This is a genomic window from Actinacidiphila oryziradicis, from assembly GCF_005047355.1.
GTDB classification, from domain to species: domain Bacteria; phylum Actinomycetota; class Actinomycetes; order Streptomycetales; family Streptomycetaceae; genus Actinacidiphila; species Actinacidiphila oryziradicis.
Map to the genome: position 1 here is coordinate 171,791 of NZ_SUMC01000009.1, position 15,763 is coordinate 187,553.

17 protein-coding genes and 1 pseudogene are annotated in these 15,763 nt (G+C 70.8%); 14 read left to right on the top strand and 4 right to left on the bottom strand.

The annotated features are described in order from the left end of the window. Nucleotides 1–27 precede the first annotated feature (27 nt). The gene (locus FCI23_RS13080) at nt 28–564 is read left to right on the top strand and encodes a YbjN domain-containing protein (RefSeq protein ID WP_136723680.1); all 537 of its coding nucleotides are present in this window, start codon (nt 28–30) and stop codon (nt 562–564) included. Between the two features lie 210 nt (nt 565–774). On the opposite strand, the gene FCI23_RS13085 is transcribed toward FCI23_RS13080, so the two are convergent. Both FCI23_RS13085 and FCI23_RS63695 read right to left on the bottom strand, forming a co-directional pair. Further along, on the bottom strand, nt 775–1,938 hold the full coding sequence (locus FCI23_RS13085) for a pyridoxal phosphate-dependent aminotransferase (protein WP_136723681.1): 1,164 nt from the start codon (nt 1,936–1,938) through the stop codon (nt 775–777). A gap of 20 nt (nt 1,939–1,958) precedes the next feature. Beyond that, nucleotides 1,959–2,189 carry a hypothetical protein gene (locus tag FCI23_RS63695; RefSeq protein ID WP_456318830.1) on the bottom strand — a complete coding sequence of 77 codons (231 nt, stop codon included), beginning with the start codon at nt 2,187–2,189 and terminating at the stop codon, nt 1,959–1,961. 34 nt (nt 2,190–2,223) lie between these two features. On the opposite strand from FCI23_RS63695, the gene FCI23_RS63700 reads away from it, so the two are divergent. Continuing rightward, on the top strand, nt 2,224–2,430 hold the full coding sequence (locus FCI23_RS63700) for a hypothetical protein (RefSeq protein ID WP_136723683.1): 207 nt from the start codon (nt 2,224–2,226) through the stop codon (nt 2,428–2,430). A gap of 13 nt (nt 2,431–2,443) precedes the next feature. Here the strand turns inward: FCI23_RS63700 and FCI23_RS63705 are convergent, their stop codons facing one another. Beyond that, nucleotides 2,444–2,968 carry a glycosyl hydrolase family 28-related protein gene (locus tag FCI23_RS63705; protein ID WP_136723684.1) on the bottom strand — a complete coding sequence of 175 codons (525 nt, stop codon included), beginning with the start codon at nt 2,966–2,968 and terminating at the stop codon, nt 2,444–2,446. 126 nt (nt 2,969–3,094) lie between these two features. Here FCI23_RS63705 and FCI23_RS13105 point away from each other — a divergent pair, with 126 nt between their 5' ends. From FCI23_RS13105 to FCI23_RS13155, 11 genes and pseudogenes are all read left to right on the top strand, one after another. Beyond that, on the top strand, nt 3,095–3,394 hold the full coding sequence (locus tag FCI23_RS13105) for a hypothetical protein (RefSeq protein ID WP_136723685.1): 300 nt from the start codon (nt 3,095–3,097) through the stop codon (nt 3,392–3,394). A gap of 309 nt (nt 3,395–3,703) precedes the next feature. Continuing rightward, nucleotides 3,704–4,225, top strand: a complete 522-nt coding sequence (locus tag FCI23_RS13110) for a DUF2617 family protein (protein WP_136723686.1) — start codon at nt 3,704–3,706, stop codon at nt 4,223–4,225. Between the two features lie 70 nt (nt 4,226–4,295). Continuing rightward, nucleotides 4,296–5,870: a polyamine aminopropyltransferase gene (locus FCI23_RS13115; RefSeq protein WP_136723687.1), complete on the top strand. Its 1,575-nt coding sequence runs from the start codon at nt 4,296–4,298 to the stop codon at nt 5,868–5,870. Between the two features lie 97 nt (nt 5,871–5,967). Continuing rightward, nucleotides 5,968–6,834 carry an SRPBCC domain-containing protein gene (locus FCI23_RS13120; RefSeq protein WP_136723688.1) on the top strand — a complete coding sequence of 289 codons (867 nt, stop codon included), beginning with the start codon at nt 5,968–5,970 and terminating at the stop codon, nt 6,832–6,834. 22 nt (nt 6,835–6,856) lie between these two features. Next, nucleotides 6,857–7,684, top strand: coding sequence for an aldose epimerase family protein (locus FCI23_RS13125; protein WP_136723689.1), 828 nt, complete (start codon nt 6,857–6,859; stop codon nt 7,682–7,684). A gap of 17 nt (nt 7,685–7,701) precedes the next feature. Next, entirely contained in the window at nt 7,702–8,259 is a 558-nt protein-coding gene (gene pyrE, locus FCI23_RS13130) for an orotate phosphoribosyltransferase (RefSeq protein WP_136723690.1), read from the top strand. A 142-nt stretch (nt 8,260–8,401) separates the two neighbouring features. Beyond that, nucleotides 8,402–9,424 (top strand): class II fructose-bisphosphate aldolase, encoded by a 1,023-nt coding sequence (gene fbaA / locus FCI23_RS13135; protein WP_136723691.1) that lies wholly within the window; start codon nt 8,402–8,404, stop codon nt 9,422–9,424. Nucleotides 9,425–9,532: 108 nt separating this feature from the next. After that, the gene (locus FCI23_RS13140; protein ID WP_136723692.1) at nt 9,533–9,946 is read left to right on the top strand and encodes a DUF3151 domain-containing protein; all 414 of its coding nucleotides are present in this window, start codon (nt 9,533–9,535) and stop codon (nt 9,944–9,946) included. 354 nt (nt 9,947–10,300) lie between these two features. Continuing rightward, a complete protein-coding gene (locus FCI23_RS13145; RefSeq protein WP_136723693.1) occupies nt 10,301–11,269 on the top strand; it encodes an alpha/beta hydrolase family protein in 969 nt (322 codons plus the stop codon). Nucleotides 11,270–11,286: 17 nt separating this feature from the next. Beyond that, nucleotides 11,287–11,597 (top strand): annotated as a pseudogene (locus tag FCI23_RS13150) (LuxR C-terminal-related transcriptional regulator); the annotation flags it as partial. Nucleotides 11,598–11,945: 348 nt separating this feature from the next. Beyond that, nucleotides 11,946–13,148 carry a cytochrome P450 gene (locus tag FCI23_RS13155; RefSeq protein WP_136723694.1) on the top strand — a complete coding sequence of 401 codons (1,203 nt, stop codon included), beginning with the start codon at nt 11,946–11,948 and terminating at the stop codon, nt 13,146–13,148. Nucleotides 13,149–13,379: 231 nt separating this feature from the next. Here the strand turns inward: FCI23_RS13155 and FCI23_RS13160 are convergent, their stop codons facing one another. Then, complete coding sequence (locus FCI23_RS13160; protein WP_211265308.1) at nt 13,380–14,258, bottom strand: diacylglycerol kinase family protein; 879 nt, start codon at nt 14,256–14,258, stop codon at nt 13,380–13,382. 137 nt (nt 14,259–14,395) lie between these two features. Here FCI23_RS13160 and FCI23_RS13165 point away from each other — a divergent pair, with 137 nt between their 5' ends. Continuing rightward, the gene (locus FCI23_RS13165) at nt 14,396–15,679 is read left to right on the top strand and encodes an adenylosuccinate synthase (RefSeq protein ID WP_136723695.1); all 1,284 of its coding nucleotides are present in this window, start codon (nt 14,396–14,398) and stop codon (nt 15,677–15,679) included. Nucleotides 15,680–15,763 lie beyond the last annotated feature (84 nt).

Below are 15,763 nucleotides of genomic sequence, written 5' to 3' on the forward strand. Positions count from 1 at the left end.
GCGTAAACGTACGAAGGGAACCCCACGGTGAGCATCGACCCGTCCTCGATTCCGAATTTCGGGGGCCAGCCAGAACCCGAGCCCACCGGCGAGCCCGCCGGTGTGGTCATTCCTGACCAGGACCTGGTCAAGCAGTTGCTCGAACAGATGGAGCTCAAGTACGTCGTCGACGACGAGGGCGACCTCGCGGCGCCGTGGGAGGAGTTCCGCACTTACTTCATGTTCCGGGGTGACGAGGACCAGCAGATCTTCGCGGTCCGCACCTTCTACGACCGGCCGTACACGATCGATGACAAGCCTCAGCTGCACGAGGCGATCGACGACTGGAACCGCCGCACCCTGTGGCCGAAGGTCTACACCCACACCCATGACGACGGTTCGGTCCGGCTGGTCGGCGAGGCGCAGATGCTGGTCGGCCTCGGGGTCGGCCTTGAGCACTTCGTGTCGAGCACGGTCAGCTGGGTGCGCGCGTCGATCGAGTTCGACAAGTGGGTGACGGAGACGCTCGGCCTGGAGAAGGAAGTCGACGCCAACCCGGAGGACGGCGAGGACGGCGAGGAGTAGAACCCCTCCCACCCCCGGTCCGTAGACTCCCGGTCCGTAGACCCACGGATGCTCCGGATGGGGCCCGGTCAGCGAGACGCCGCCGCAGCGGCCGTCCCGGTCGGCCGGGCCCGCGCTTTTGGCGCCGCCCTGCTACGGGGCCGTGCGCAGCGCCTTCAGTCTCCTGACGGCGTCCGTCAGGACCTCCGCGGGCCTGGCGGAATGCGAGATTCACCATCGCTGGAGGCGCGCTGCGGCCTCCTGGAGGACTTTGTCCTGCTTGCAGAAGGCGAAGCGGACCTGGCTGCGGCCGGCGTCGGGGTCGTCGTAGAAGACGGCGTTAGGGATGGCGACGACGCCGCAGCGTTCGGGGAGCGTCCGGCAGAACGCCAGGCCGTCCTTCTCACCGAAGGGCGTGATGTCGGTAGTGATGAAGTAAGTACCCGCAGGCCGGAAGAGTTCGAAGCCTGCTTCGGTGAGGCCGGCGGAGAGGATATCCCGCTTGCGCCGAAGGTTGTCGCGGAGGCCCGTGTAGTAGCTGTCCGGGAGGCGCAGGGCTTCTGCCATGGCGTACTGGAAGGGGCCGGAGCTGACGTAGGTCAGGAACTGCTTGGCGGTGCGGACGGCGGCGACGAGGGGAGCCGAGGCGGTTACCCAGCCAACCTTCCAGCCGGTGAAGGAGAAGGTCTTTCCGGCTGAGGAGATGGAGACGGTGCGGTCGCGCATGCCGGGGAAGGAGACGAGGGGGATGTGCTCGGCGTCGTCGTAGACGAGGTGTTCGTAGACCTCGTCGGTGACGACCAGCAGATCGCGCTCGACGGCGAGTTCGGCGATGGCGGCCAGTTCGTCGCGGGTCAGGACCATGCCGGTGGGGTTGTGGGGTGAGTTCAGCAGGAGGAGCCGGGTGCGGGGGGTGACCGCCGCGCGCAGGGCGTCCAGATCGGGGCGGAAGGAGGGGGCGCGCAGGGTGAGTGGCACGCGGATGGCGCCGGCCATGGCGATGCAGGCGGCGTAGGAGTCGTAGAAGGGCTCGAAGGCGATCACCTCGTCGCCCGGCTCCAGCAGGGCGAGCATCGCTGCCGCGATCGCCTCGGTGGCTCCGGCGGTGACCAGGACCTCGGTGTCGGGGTCGTAGGGGAGGCCGTAGAAGCGCTGCTGGTGTTCCGCGACGGCCGTCCGGAGCTCCGGGACGCCGGGGCCGGGCGGGTACTGGTTGCCCTTCCCCTCGCGGATGGCGCGGACGGCCGCCTCGGCGATATCGGCGGGGCCGTCGGTGTCGGGGAAGCCCTGGCCGAGGTTGATGGACCCGGTCTTCAGGGCCAGGGCGGACATCTCCGCGAAGATCGTGGTCCCGAATTCGGCGAGACTGCGGTTCAACGGCGGCCTTGCTCCCATGACGGCTCCTGCCCTCGTGCCTAAGCGGGTTCGACGATGAGCCACGCCACTGTGGAGGTGTCGCCCGCCGCTCCCTTGACCGTAAACGATGTGCCCGCGGTCCGGCCGGCAACGTAGGCGACACCCGACGGCGTGCCGCCGGGCGCCTGGACGGTGAGGAAGATCCGGCTGGCGGTGGTGGCGGTGGTGGCGGCGGTGGTGGTGGTGGTCACGGTCACGGCGGTGGCGCCGTTGAGGGTGAGGGTGCCCATCTTGGCGTTGCTGCCCTCCTTCACCTTCAGGCCCTTGCCCGCGAGGCCCGCGACGAGGTCGGAGTCGGCGCTGCCGATCTGCCCGGCGCCCAGCCGCCCCCAGGAGGTGTCGCGGGCGCCGGAGCCGCCGGGGCCGAAGCTCTGGGTGCCGTTGATGTCGATGGCCAGGCGGTTGGCCGAGTCGCCGGTGACCGAGGCCTGGAAGGCGCGGGAGGAGGTGTCGGCGCCGGTGATCGCGTAGCCCTGGCCCGCGGCTAGGGCCTGGACGAGGGTGAGGCCGGGGTTGGCGTTGGCGTTGACCAGGACGTTGGTGGCCGTGCCGCCGAACTGGCCCAGGGTGATCCTGCCGTTGGTCCGGCGGACGGCGATCGGGGTGTCGATGGCGGCGCCGCTGTCGTCGTAGCGTACGAGAGCGAAGTCGGAGCCGTCGCCGGTGCCGGACTCGGTGGCGTCGGTGGCGCGCAGCGCTGGTTCTTGCCGCGGCTCCAGAACTGCAGGTCCCGGTTGGTGCCAACGGCGCTGGACAGGACGTGGGCGATCCGGTACTTGCCGGGCGGGAAGTAGACCGTCGAGCCCTGGCCGGCGGCGTCGATGGCGGCCTGGATCGCGGGCTGGTCGTCGGCGGAGTCGTCCCCCTTGGCGCCGTAGTCCAGGACGTTGAGCCAGCCGGTCGCGCCCGTCGCGGCGGTGGCCTCGGTGGTGGAGGCGATGGCGGCGCCTATGGCGAGCCCGCCGATGCCCACCGCGGATCTGAGTACGGAGCGTCGTGAGTCGTTCATGGTTGCCCCCCTGGGACCTCTGCGACCGGTCGGCGGCGCCGAACCTCTGGACTTCCTCAACTCTGCTTTCGCCCAGGGCGGGTGAGGGCATCACCGTCGCACGGAACAGAAAGCGGGGTGGGAAGAATGATCGTCTTCCTCATAATTGTTGTGGTCTTGATCGTCTGGGGGATTTACGCGGCATCACGGCTCGGCACCACCGAGACCCAGCGCCGCAAGCGGACGAAGCGCCCCTACCGGGGCAGCAACAGCTCCACCGGCAGTGACAGCGGCGCCAGTTGGTGGGCCGGCGGCGGGGACAGCGGTGGCGGCCACGGGGGTGGCCACGGGGGTGGCCACCACTCCTGCGGCGGTGGCGGGCACTCCTCCTGCGGCGGCGGCAGCTCGTGCGGTGGCGGTGGCGGGGGCTGTGGCGGGGGCAACTGAGGCCGACGCCGTCGGCAGTTGCCATTTCACATCCTGACCAGGGGAAATGCGTCCGGTGCATGCCGCACTGCATATGCGCCCGACGGGCCGTCCGCCCGCCGGGCGCATTGTGGTGAACACATGAACCGTTACGCGCTCGTGGGGATGTAAAGCGGGCGCAGATGGGTAAAAAGGCTGAGGGCGAACCTCTTTTCATGATTCCGTACTTAACGGACCCCTACGGACCCCACGTGGGCACGAGCCGACAGACGTTCCCCCTTCGCGGTGCGGGTCGGCCCATCATCCACTGCGTGCTTGCGGAGCCGACCCATGCTCAAATCCCTTTCGACCACCTACACCGACACCCGCGCCGGAGATCTCGCCTGGTGCCTGGGACTGGAACCACTGCCGGCGCTCGCCGTGCTCGACCTTGAGCTCGGCGGCTCGCGGCGCTCCCGCGTCCAGGTCCAGATGCGACTGCTCGGCGCCTCCCATCAGGTCATTCTCGACGCGCCGCACGGCCGGTGCTCCGAGACCGTGGCGTGCCTGCCCAGTAGCAGTGCTCCGCTGCCCCTCGGGGTGGCCAAACGGATCGGGGAGTGGGACTACGAATTCGCCGCCCGAGTCGAGACGCTCTCCCGCGGCTCCTTCGCGGGCCGGGCCCAGGAGCTGCTCGCGCTGGTCGCCGACCACCCGAACGGGTTGGCCGGTACGTTCCCCGGCCATCCGCACGCTTTCACGGCCATGCTCGTCCAAAACATGGAGGGCGGGGTGCACTGGCGCACATGGCACGCGTATCCGCAGGAGGGGCGACTTGTGGCGACCCGGTCGCGGCTCAGCATGCTGGAGTGAGCCGTCAAGTGCCGCAATTGCACCCCCGCGCGTGACGTTTGGAGGCATAAAACTGACATAGCGTTCATACATGATCGACCAGTCGCCCCTCCGCGCGCCCACCCCGCTACGGCTCCCGGTGGCGGCAGGACCGGCCCGGATTCTGGTCCTCGCCGCGGTCTTCATCTGTGCCGCCTGCGGACTGGTCTACGAACTCGAGCTGGTCGCCCTCGCCTCGTACCTCGTCGGCGACTCCGTCACCCAGGCCTCTGTCGTGCTGTCCGTGATGGTCTTCGCCATGGGCGTCGGCTCGCTGCTGGCCAAGCGGCTGCGGTGTGCCGCCGTGGCCGGCTTCGTGGCGGTCGAGGCGGCGCTCGCGCTGGTCGGCGGGCTGTCGGTGATGGCGCTCTACGCGAGCTTCGCATGGCTGGGGCAGTCCCGCCCGGCGATGGCCGCCTGCGCCTTCGCCATCGGTGTCCTCATCGGCGCCGAGGTTCCGCTGCTCATGACGCTCATTCAGCGGATCCGGCGCCAGGACGCGGGCGGGGCCGTCGCCGACCTCTTCGCCGCCGACTATGTCGGCGCGCTCGTCGGCGGCCTCGCCTTCCCCTTTCTCCTGCTGCCGTCACTCGGCCAGCTGAGCGGCGCGCTCTTCACCGGCGCGGTCAATGTCGCGGGCGGCGGGGCGCTGGTGCTCTGGCTCTTCCGCGGCGACCTCACCCTGCGGGCGCGGTCCTGGCTGCTCGTGGCGAACGCTGTGGTGCTGGCGGTGCTCGCCGGGGCCGCGGTGGGCGCCGCGCCTTTCGAACGGGCCGTCCAGCAGGCGATCTACGGCGGGGACGTACGGGTCGCCAGGCATTCCGCCGTACAGGAAATCGTCCTCACCGGCGGGGCGTGGCCGTCGCTGCGGCTCTACCTCGACGGGCGGCTGCGCGCCGGCGGCCTCGACGGATTCCGTTACGACGAGGGCCTGGTGCACCCCGCCATGGCCGGCCCCCGCAGCCGTGTCCTCGTCCTCGGCGGCGGCGACGGGCTCGCCGCCCGGGAAGTGCTCCGGTATGCCGACGTCCGGTCGGTCACCATCGTCGACCCCGACGCCGCCCTCGTCCGGCTGGGCCGCAGCGACCCGGGCCTGGCCGCCCTGAATCACCGCGCTCTGCGCGACCCGCGCGTCCGTGTCGTGGTGAGCGACCCCTTCGACTGGGTGCGGACGTTGCCCCGGTACGACCATTACGACGTCATCTTCGCCGACCTCCCCGATCCCGGGATCTCGCGCAGCGCCAAGTTCTACTCCGAGGAGTTCTACGGCCTCGCCGGGCGCGCACTCGCCGCAGGCGGGCGCCTGGTGGTGCACGCCGGGTCCCCCAGCGTCTCGCCGCGCGGCTACTGGACGGTCGACGCGACCCTGCGCGGTGTCGGCTTCCACACCGCGCCCTACTGGATCGGCGGGCCGCGCGAAGGGCGCGGCGCCCCCCGCGCCACCGACTGGGGGTTCCTCCTCGCCGCCCGTACCCCGTCCGTACCCCGCCTCGCTGCCGACGCGCCGCCCCTGCGCTCCCTCACCCCCGCCCTGCTGCGCTCCGCCGCGCGCACGGCCGCCACCTCGCGCCTCGGCGGGCTGCCGCCCTCCACGCTGATGCGGCCGCGGGTATCCGGTGCGGGGTGAGCGCCGGTCCGGTGGGCGCCCCGCGCCCCGCGCCCCGCGCCCGGCGCGCGGCGGAAACGGCTGACCGAGCGCCGCGGGCTCGCTAGGCTCGGAGGCCATGGAGCATGAGGCGTTCGTTCCGGTTCCCGCCGCAAGCATCCGGCGGGCCCTTGCCGACCCGGCACGGGTCGCCCGTAGCGTGCCGGGTCTGCAGCAACAGCCAGCCCCGGCGGACGCGCCGCCGGAGGAAATCGGCGGCCGGCTCCGCGTCCGTATCGGCGGCTCGACGATCACGTACCGCGGAACGCTCCGCATCAGTCCGCGCGGCGACAAGCGCTTCGTGGTCGAGGCTGAGGGCGTGGAGGCCCGCGGCAGCGGCACGGTGAAGCTCAGCCTCGACATCGCCGCGGAGCCGGCCGAGGGCGGCACATTGCTGGCGTTCAGCGGCACCCTGCAGGCCGGCGGCCGGCTGGCCGAGTTCGCCGACGAAACGGCCACGGCGGCGGCGCACCGTCTGCTGGACCGCTTTGTCACGGCCCTGGCCGAGGAGGAGGAACCTGAGCACGAGGCACCCCGGCCGCTGGAAGACCCGGAAGACCCGGAAGACCCGGAAGACGCAGTAGACGCAGTAGACGCAGCAGACCCAGTAGACGCAGCAGACCCGGAGATCCCGGAAGACGTCACCGAACTCCCCGAAGGCGTGACCGTGCCCGAGAGCGCGGCCGAACTGGACGAGCTCGACGTTCTGGAGCCGGGTGAGGACGAGGGCGAGGCGCCCCCGGCCGAGGCGGCCCACGCCCGCCGGACGATGATCGGCCGCAGCGCCGAGGAGGTCGACCACGCGCCGCCACGCGGGCGGTACGCGCCTGTGCCGCCGCCGGACACGACGGCGCGGAGCGAGGCGCTGCGCTGGGCCGCGCCGGCCGCCGCCGCGCTGATCGCTTCAGCGGTAGTGGTGGGGCGGCTGTTGCGGCGCAGGCGGTAGCCGGTCCCGTAATGTCTGTGCCGTGGCCACGCACGAGCAGCAGACGCAAGCGAATGACGCCCGGATCCGGCTGTGCGCCGGGAACGCGGAAGTGACGATCCGGCCGGACAAGGGCTGCCGGATCGGGTCGCTGGTTGTCGACGGCGCCGAAATCCTGCGGCAGGGGGACAACTTCGGGGCGTTCCCGATGGTGCCGTGGTGCGGCCGCACCGAGAACGGCCGCTTCCGCAACGGCGGGGTGGTCCACCAGATGCCGCAGGACGCGGGCCCGCACGCGATCCACGGAACGGGCCGCCACGCCGCGTGGCGGCAGGCTCCGGGCGCGACGGAGACGACAGCCAGCTTCTACTACGACCTCACCGACCCGTGGCCGTATCCGGGCCGGGTGACCCAGCTGTTCGAGCTGGCCCCCGAACATCTCACGCTCACCATGGCCGTGGAGACGACCGCCGACTCCTTCCCGGCGCAGGCCGGCTGGCATCCGTGGTTCCGCCGCAACCTCGGCAGCGGCGGCCAGGACGTACAACTCGAATTCACTCCCGCCTGGCAGGAGGAGCGCGGTGAGAACCACCTCCCCACCGGTCGCCGCCTCGACCCGCAGTCCGGCCCCTGGGACGACTGCTTCGGTATGCCGGACGGCGTGGATGCCACCCTGACCTGGCCGGGGGAGCTGAAGGTCCGGGTCACCAGCCCGGCGGAGTGGGTCGTGGTCTACGACGAGCAGTCCGAAGCCGTGTGCGTGGAGCCGCAGTCGGGGCCGCCGAACGGCCTCAACACTCACCCGCGCCTGGTCACGCCGATCGACCCGCTGGAGATCACCACGACCTGGGCGTGGGAACAGCTCCGATAACCTCTAACCTCGTAGCCATGACTGACGCCGCCCGTGACCGTGACGCCCGCGATGCCCTGCTTCAGCACATCAGGACCAAGGCCGTGGTGCACGGCAAGGTGACCCTCTCCTCCGGCCTGGAATCCGACTACTACATCGACCTCCGCCGGATCACCCTGGACGGCGAGGCCGCGCCGCTGGTCGGCCTGGTGATGCTGGACGCGACCGAAGGCGTCGAGTACGACGCGGTCGGCGGTCTGACGGCGGGCGCCGACCCGGTCGCCACGGCGATGCTGCACGCGGCCGCCGCGCGCGGCAGGAAGCTCGACGCGTTTTTCGTACGCAAGGCCCAGAAGGCGCACGGCATGCAGCGCCGTATCGAGGGCCCGGACGTCAAGGGCCGCCGGGTGCTCGCGGTCGATGACACCTCGACCACCGGTGGCTCGCCGCTGACCGCGGTGGAGGCGCTGCGGGAGGCCGGGGCCGAGGTGGTCGGTGTGGCGGTGATCGTGGAGCGCGGGGCCGCGCCGGTGATCGAGGCGGCAGGACTGCCGTACTACCAGGCGTACGGCCTGGACGATCTGGACCTGGGCTGACGGGGCGACCTGGCCGACCGGGCTGTTTCACGTGAAACCGCCCATCTGGGAGGATGGGGGCGGCGAGTACGTCGCCCCCAGGTCAGGGTCACCGCAGACGTAGACAGTCCTAGACAACCCGCACATCACGAGGAGCGGACACATGCCCATCGCAACCCCCGAGGTCTACAACGAGATGCTCGACCGGGCGAAAGCAGGCAAGTTCGCCTACCCGGCCATCAATGTCACCTCGACCCAGACCCTGCACGCGGCGCTGCGCGGCTTTTCGGAAGCGGAGAGCGACGGCATCATCCAGATCTCCACGGGTGGCGCGGAGTTCCTGGGCGGCCAGTACAACAAGGACATGGTCACCGGCGCGGTCGCGCTGGCCGAGTTCGCGCACATCGTCGCCGAGAAGTACCCGGTGACCGTCGCGCTGCACACCGACCACTGCCCGAAGGACAAGCTGGACGGCTATGTACGTCCGCTGCTCGCGATCTCGCAGGAGCGGGTCGCCAAGGGCCTCAACCCGCTCTTCCAGTCGCACATGTGGGACGGCTCCGCCGAGACCCTCGACGACAACCTGGAGATCGCGAAGGAGCTCCTCGCCGAGGCGGCCAAGGCGAAGATCATCCTTGAGGTGGAGATCACTCCCACCGGCGGCGAGGAGGACGGCGTCTCCCACGAGATCAATGACAACCTCTACACCACGGTCGCGGACGCGGTGAAGACCGCCGAGGCGCTCGGCCTGGGCGAGAAGGGCCGCTACCTGCTGGCCGCCTCCTTCGGCAATGTCCACGGCGTGTACAAGCCGGGCAATGTGGTGCTCCGCCCGGAGCTGCTGCGTGAGCTCCAGGACGGCGTCGGCGCGAAGTTCGGCAAGAAGGACCCGTTCTACTTCGTCTTCCACGGCGGCTCCGGCTCCAGCGAGCAGGAGATCGCCACGGCGCTGGAGAACGGCGTCGTGAAGATGAACCTGGACACCGACACCCAGTACGCCTTCACCCGCCCGATCGTGGACCACATGTTCCGCAACTACGACGGTGTCCTGAAGGTCGACGGCGAGGTCGGCTCCAAGAAGACCTACGACCCGCGCACCTGGGGCAAGCTCGCCGAGGCCGGTATGGCTGTCCGCGTGACCCAGGCATGCGAGAACCTGCGCTCCACGGGCACCAGGCTGAAGTAAGCCGCCGCGCGAATCGGCGGGGGCGGCGGCATAGCAGCCGCAGCAGCCGTAGTGATACGGGCCCGGCATCTCCCCACGAGGTGCCGGGCTCTCGTCATACTGGAACCCATGTCCACTCATCAGAATCTTTTCGGGGGCCCGCCCCCGACCCACCTGCCCGACGACCCCGAGCCGCGTGAGCTGCTCGCCTCCGGCGCCGCTCCGGCCGAGGTCGCCGCGGAGTACCCCACCTCTTCCCTGGCGTGGGCGCAGCTCGCCGACGACGCCTTCGACGGCGGCCGGGTCATCGAGTCGTACGCGTACGCCCGCACCGGCTACCACCGCGGCCTCGACGCCCTGCGTCGCAACGGCTGGAAGGGCCATGGGCCGGTGCCGTTCGAACACGAGCCCAATCGCGGCTTCCTGCGTGCCCTGCACGCCCTCGCGCGGGCCGCGCAGGCGATCGGCGAGCAGGAGGAGTACGAGCGCTGCGCCGCCTTCCTGCGCGACTCCTCGCCGACGGCGGCGGACATCCTGGGCTGACGGCTCTTGCCGTTGCCGGGTCCTGCGGAGATCATCTGTCCGAGGGCCCGGCGACCCCGGGCAACCCGCAGGCAAGGAGCCGGCCCCGGCCGCCGGAGATCCTCCGCTTCGGCTTGGAGAGACCGGCGAATGGGGGGTGACGTCGCGTGCCGAGCTGTGACATCGGCCGACTCCGTCTGCGGGCTCGCCTGGCTGCCTTGTCGTCGCCTCCCGGCCAAAAACGAGGCTGGCTTCTCCCCCGCCTTGTGCCGGGAGGTGCCCCCGCCTTCTCCCACCCCTCATTCGCCGGTCTCTCTCACCCCCGAACGGGCTGCGCGCGAGCTCGGCCGGCTCCTGGAAGGACCCCGGTAACGCATGCCCGACCCCACGCCCGGCTCCGAAGCCGTCCACCTGCCCCGCGCCGCCCGTGACGCGGCAGGCGCGGCCTCCCGCACGGCGGCCGAGAAGGCGTCGGCGTTCGCCCATCCGCCTGTCGCCCCGGAGGCCACCGCCGCGTACGGCCAACACCCGGACCAGGTGATCGACTTCTACCGCCCGCGCGGCGCCCGGCCGGGGCGGCCCGCGCCGCTTGTCGTCCTCTTCCACGGCGGCGCCTGGCGCGAGCCTTACGACCGGCGGCACCTCTCCCCGCTCGCCGCATACCTCGCGGGCCACGGCTTGGCCATAGCCTCGGTCGAATACCGCCGGGGCGCGGCGTCCGTACCCGCGCCCGCGTCCGCGTCCGCGCCTGTGCCTGAGTCCGCAGCCGGGCCGGGGGCCGGGCGCTGGCCGGAGACACTCGACGATGCCGCCGCCGCGGTCGACGCGGCGCCCGCCCTGGCGGTGGCGGCGCTCGGCGAGCAGGCCGTCGACCCGCGGCGGCTCGTGCTCGCCGGCCACTCGGCCGGAGGCCAGCTGGCCCTGTGGGCCGCCGCCCGTCATGTACTGCCGCCGGATTCGCGCTGGCACAGCGCATCGCCTCCCCCCTTGCGCGGCGTCGTCGCACTCGCACCGATCGCGGACTTCGGGTCCGCGATCCGGCTGCGGGTGTGCTCCGGCGCTGTTGTCGAATTCCTCGGCGGGCCGGAGCACGCCGAGACACGGCAGAGCCATGCCGACCCGGCAATGCTCCTGCCGACCGGTATCGCTGTGACCATCGTGCAGGGCACCACCGACAATGACGTTCCGCCGCAGGTCGCGGAGGCATTCGCCGCCGCGTCGGCCCTGGCGGGGGAGGAGGTCCAGCTGACGCTGCTGGAGGCCACGGGCCACTTCCCGCTGATCGACCCGTCGGCGGAGGCCGCAGCCGTCGTAGCGGAGGAGATCGCCCAGCTGGCCTGGTAAGTAGCAGCGCCCTGGTAGCGCCGGCCCGCCAGCTCGCCGACGCCTTACGGATCGTGGCGGACGGGAGGTACTTCTCGTGCCGACCGTCACCAAGCGGCTCATCGCCGAGTTCTCGCGGCTCGGCGCTCCACGGTCGCCGTCCCAGGAGCGGGTCGGCGAACTCACCCAGCGTGATACGGAGGTGCTTGTGCTGGTCGCCCAGGGCCTGCCGAACGCTGAGATCGCGGCGCATCTCAGCGTCGCCGAGTCGACCGTGAAGACGCATGTGAGCCGGGTGCTGGTGAAGCTGGGCCTCCGTGGCCGCACCCAGGCGGCCGTTTTCGCCTAGGGCCTGTCCGGCCGATCTCCGCGGCGTCGCGTGCCCTGGCACCAGCGCTCGCGGCGTTGTCGTCAGTCGACGACTCTCCCCCAGACTCCGTCCGGGAGGTGCCCCCACCAAGCTCTCGGCTCCGCTCGAGCAGGGGGGACCCCCATCGCGTCGCCTCCCTCCTCCGCCTTGCGATCACAGGCGCCAGACCCCGCTCCTTCTCCAACGGAGATCGGCCGGACAGGCCCTAGGAAGCCCGGCTTGTCAGGCCCGGCGGGTAGGGTCAGGTGTATTGGCCCGGAGGGTCCGGAAGCTCCGCGCGTAGACCCGCTTGGCGAGTGCCTTGGACGAGTGCCGTACCGTTCGCCCATGGAATTCGACCCCTGGTCCCCGGCCTTCGTCGCCGACCCCTATCCGGCGTATGCGGAGCTGCGCGCGGGAGGCCGGGCACACTGGTACGAGCCAAGCGGGCAATGGCTGATCCCGCACTACCAGGACGTCAACGCGCTGTTGCGGGACCGCCGCCTGGGACGCACCTACCTGCACCGCTTCACACACGAGGAATTCGGCCGGACGGCCCCGCCACCGGAGCACGACCCCTTTCACGTCCTCAATGGGCACGGACTGCTCGACCTGGAGGCGCCGGACCACACCCGGATCCGCCGGCTGGTGTCGAAGGCCTTCACCTCCCGCACGGTCGAGCGGCTGAAGCCGACCGTCCAGCGGCTGGCCGGAGAGCTGGTCGGGGACCTGCTCGCGGACGGCGGTGGTGATCTGATCGCCAAGGTCGCGGAGCCGCTGCCGGTGGCGGTGATCGCCGAGATGCTGGGCATTCCGGCCGGGGACCGGTCTCTGCTGAGGCCGTGGTCGGCCGACATCGTGGGGATGTTTGAGCTGAATCCGACCGAGGAAACGGCGCGGCGGGCCGTCCGGGCGAGCCTGGACTTTTCGGCGTACCTGCGGACGCTGATCGCCGAGCGCCGCCAGAGCCCCGGCGAGGACCTGATCAGCGCTCTGATCGCGGCCTACGAGGAGGGCGACCGGCTCAGCGAGCAGGAGATGATCTCCAGCTGTGTGCTGCTGCTCAACGCCGGCCACGAGGCGACCGTCAACACCACCGGCAACGGCTGGTGGAGTCTCTTCCGCCATCCCGGGCAACTCGCAGCCTTGCGCGACGCGCCCGACGTTTTGCTGTCCACCGCAGTAGAGGAGCTCATGCGGTTCGACACCCCCCTGCAGATGTTCGAGCGCTGGGTGCTGGACGACATCGAGGTCGGCGGCACCCTCATCCCCCGGGGAAGCGAGGTGGCCCTCCTCTACGGTTCCGCCAACCGCGACCCCGCGCGATTCCCCGACCCCGACCGGCTCGACCTCTCCCGGGCCGACAACCCCCACATCACCTTCGGCGCCGGCATCCACTACTGCCTGGGCGCACCGCTTGCCCGGCTGGAGCTGGCAGCATCCTTCGGCACGCTGCTGCGCCGGGCTCCGGGGCTCCGGCTTGAGGCCGAGCCGGAATGGAACCCGGGGTACGTCATCCGCGGGCTCAGGGAGCTGCGGGTCGCAGTCTGACCCGGGGGGACATTCCCTAGCCGACATCCCGGCGGCGCAATCCGGCAAGCCCGGCCGCGGTGGTGCCCCCGGCGCGGGGTGGCCGCGGCGTCGCGTGCCCTGGCAGCGGGGGCACCTCCTGGGGGCACCTCCCGGCACCGGACCCCGCTCCTTCCTCCACGGCCACGCCGCGCCTGGGGGCACCTCCCAGCGGTAGCTGGGGGAGGCAGATCGGCCGGCGGCCCGACGGGCCTAACGCGGCACCGTAAGCCGCCAGGCCGCCGGCCGCACCGTCCAGGTACGGGTGCGGACCGGCCCGGAGATGGCCGCGTCCGCGCGGTAGCGGAAGTCGCGGCCCGAGACGGTGACGGACCGGGCCCGCACACACATCGGGCCCTCGTCGTCCGGCCGGCGCACGATCACCTCCGCCAGGCCGTCGAGGCCGGTCCGCACCGACACCTCGTGGACGGCGTGATCCAGGTCCGTCAGCAGTATCCCGTCGGCCTCCACCCGGAGTCGTTGCCGCACCGGGTGCCCTTCTCTGCCGGGCAGTCTGGGCAGTGCCGGGATCGGCGCGGTGAGGGTCCGTACCAGCGACCGCGCCGTGCGCTCCACCGGTGTCCACCAGTGCTGTCCGTCGTCGTCATCGGCGTCGTCGGCGACGGCGGCACCCGGTCCGGCGCTGCGGCTGGGGATCCGCAGGGCGCCGATCACGATGCCGCCGCTGTCGTCGATCAGCAGGTCCAGCGCGCGTTCGGCGCCGTCCAGCACTGCCCGGGCGGCCGGGACCGCCTCCGCCGGCACGCCCAGTGACCGCGCCAGGGACACCACGGACCGGGGGCCGATGGGCACCAGCCCGACCGGCGCCTCGCCGAGCGCCCGTTCGTGGTGGAGCGCCCGCAGCGCCCGTAGTAGCGCGCCGTCGTCGCCGATGACGACGATGCGCCGCCGCCCTCGGTGGGCCACTGCCCGGTCCGCCTCTTCCGCTGTTTCCGGAAGCGCGATCTTTACGGAGTAGGAGCCCGCGCACAGGACATCTTTCGCAATCCGAACAGATTCGCCGTCGACCACGCGCGCGGTGGGGTCGATAATGACGAGCAGCGGATGTCCGGCCGGTCGCTGAGCCGACACCTTGGTCCTTCCTCAGGTAAAATCTCGGTGCAAGAGCCCCTTACGCTGCCTTGCGTCAGGGGCTTCGTCTATTCCGGGGCACGGTTCGACGGCTCTCTGCACGTTGGACATGCCCCGCCCGGAAGGGGTGTACGCCTGTGCCCGCACTTGTGCTGCTCGGTGCTCAGTGGGGTGACGAAGGCAAGGGAAAGGCCACCGACCTGCTCGGTGGATCAGTGGACTACGTGGTGCGCTACCAGGGTGGCAACAACGCCGGCCATACGGTGGTCGTCGGCGACCAGAAGTACGCACTGCATCTCCTCCCTTCCGGAATCCTCTCACCGGGATGTACTCCGGTCATCGGAAACGGTGTCGTCGTCGACCCGGCGGTCCTGCTCTCCGAGCTGAGCGGGCTGAACGAGCGCGGCGTCGACACGTCAAAGCTCCTGATCAGTGGTAACGCCCACCTGATCACCCCGTATCACCAGACCATCGACAAGGTGACGGAACGCTTCCTCGGAAAGCGCAAGATCGGCACCACGGGGCGCGGTATCGGCCCCGCCTACGCCGACAAGATCAACCGGGTGGGTATCCGGGTCCAGGACCTCTTCGACGAGTCCATCCTCCGCCAGAAGGTAGAGGCTGCGCTGCAGGAGAAGAACCAGATCTTGGTCAAACTCTTCAACCGGCGAGCGATCCAGACCGACCAGGTCGTCGAGGAGTACCTCGGCTACGCGGAGCAGATCAGGCACTTCGTCGCCGACACCACCCTCGTCCTCAACCAGGCACTGGAGCAGGACAAGGTCGTCCTCCTGGAGGGCGGCCAGGGCACCCTGCTCGACGTCGACCACGGCACATATCCCTTCGTCACCTCGTCCAACCCGACCGCCGGCGGTGCCTGCACCGGCTCCGGCATCGGCCCGACGAAGATCAACCGGGTGATCGGCATCCTCAAGGCCTACACCACCCGCGTCGGCGCCGGCCCGTTCCCGACCGAGCTCTTCGACGCGGACGGCGACGCCCTGCGCCGCATCGGCGGCGAGCGGGGTGTCACCACCGGCCGTGACCGCCGCTGCGGCTGGTTCGACGCGGTGATCGCCCGCTACGCGACGCGGGTCAATGGTCTCACCGACTTCTTCCTCACCAAGCTCGACGTCCTCACCGGCTGGGAGCAGATCCCCGTCTGTGTCGCGTACGAGATCGACGGTGAGCGGGTCGAGGACCTGCCGTACAGCCAGACCGACTTCCACCACGCCAAGCCGGTCTACGAGACACTCCCGGGCTGGAGCGAGGACATCACCAGGGCGAAGACCTTCGCCGACCTCCCCAAGAACGCCCAGGCGTATGTGAAGGCGCTGGAGGAGATGTCCGGCGCCCCCATCTCCGCGATCGGTGTCGGCCCAGGCCGCACGGAGACCATCGAAATCAACTCCTTCCTGTGACCTTGTGCCGTGGTCGGCGGGCGCTGTGCCCGCCGGCCACGGCACCGGAGCAGGCGGGCAACATGGCAGCGGTGGCTACGCTGT

Excerpts from the sequence above, each read along its gene's own strand:
- FCI23_RS13155 (WP_136723694.1), top strand. The coding sequence starts at position 11,946 with ATGGAATTCGACCCCTGGTCCCCGGCCTTCGTCGCCGACCCCTATCCG.
- FCI23_RS13145 (WP_136723693.1), top strand. The coding sequence starts at position 10,301 with ATGCCCGACCCCACGCCCGGCTCCGAAGCCGTCCACCTGCCCCGCGCC.
- FCI23_RS13140 (WP_136723692.1), top strand. The coding sequence starts at position 9,533 with ATGTCCACTCATCAGAATCTTTTCGGGGGCCCGCCCCCGACCCACCTG.
- FCI23_RS63705 (WP_136723684.1), bottom strand. The coding sequence starts at position 2,968 with ATGAACGACTCACGACGCTCCGTACTCAGATCCGCGGTGGGCATCGGC.
- FCI23_RS13120 (WP_136723688.1), top strand. The coding sequence starts at position 5,968 with ATGGAGCATGAGGCGTTCGTTCCGGTTCCCGCCGCAAGCATCCGGCGG.
- FCI23_RS63695 (WP_456318830.1), bottom strand. The coding sequence starts at position 2,189 with ATGGGCACCCTCACCCTCAACGGCGCCACCGCCGTGACCGTGACCACC.
- fbaA (WP_136723691.1), top strand. The coding sequence starts at position 8,402 with ATGCCCATCGCAACCCCCGAGGTCTACAACGAGATGCTCGACCGGGCG.
- pyrE (WP_136723690.1), top strand. The coding sequence starts at position 7,702 with ATGACTGACGCCGCCCGTGACCGTGACGCCCGCGATGCCCTGCTTCAG.
- FCI23_RS13110 (WP_136723686.1), top strand. The coding sequence starts at position 3,704 with ATGCTCAAATCCCTTTCGACCACCTACACCGACACCCGCGCCGGAGAT.
- FCI23_RS13115 (WP_136723687.1), top strand. The coding sequence starts at position 4,296 with ATGATCGACCAGTCGCCCCTCCGCGCGCCCACCCCGCTACGGCTCCCG.
- FCI23_RS13085 (WP_136723681.1), bottom strand. The coding sequence starts at position 1,938 with ATGGGAGCAAGGCCGCCGTTGAACCGCAGTCTCGCCGAATTCGGGACC.
- FCI23_RS13105 (WP_136723685.1), top strand. The coding sequence starts at position 3,095 with ATGATCGTCTTCCTCATAATTGTTGTGGTCTTGATCGTCTGGGGGATT.